Source organism: Cupriavidus phytohabitans (assembly GCF_017815025.1).
GTDB lineage: Bacteria > Pseudomonadota > Gammaproteobacteria > Burkholderiales > Burkholderiaceae > Cupriavidus.
Genome location: NZ_JAGIQB010000248.1, coordinates 1 through 516, shown reverse-complemented (window position 1 = coordinate 516; position 516 = coordinate 1). Strand labels below are relative to the sequence as shown.

The window sequence follows — 516 nt, the reverse complement described above, 5'->3', positions numbered from 1 at the left end:
GAAGGAGACCGGCGCCCAGGCGATCCACCCGGGCTACGGCTTCCTGTCCGAAAACGAAGCCTTCGCCGAGGCCTGCGCCGCGGCGGGGCTGGTGTTCATCGGCCCGCCGGCCTCCGCCATCCACGCGATGGGCAGCAAGAGCGCGGCCAAGCAGCTGATGGAAAAGGCGTCGGTGCCGCTGGTGCCGGGCTACCACGGCGAAGACCAGGACCCGGCGCTGCTGCGCCGCGAGGCTGACCGCATCGGCTACCCGGTGCTGCTCAAGGCCAGCGCCGGCGGCGGCGGCAAGGGCATGCGCGTGGTCGAGTCGGGCGATGCCTTCGAGGCCGCGCTGGCGTCGGTCAAGCGCGAGGCCAGCGCCAGCTTCGGCGACGACAAGGTGCTGGTGGAGAAATACCTGACCCGTCCGCGCCATATCGAGATCCAGGTGTTTGCCGATACGCACGGCAACTGCGTCTACCTGTTCGAGCGCGACTGCTCGGTGCAGCGCCGGCACCAGAAGGTGCTGGAAGAGGC

1 protein-coding gene is annotated in these 516 nt (G+C 69.8%); it reads left to right on the top strand.

Going from position 1 to position 516, the window contains the following annotated elements; translation table 11 throughout:
• The coding region (locus J8I34_RS34360; RefSeq protein ID WP_305826477.1) for an ATP-binding protein at positions 1-516 on the top strand (516 nt) is incomplete at both ends.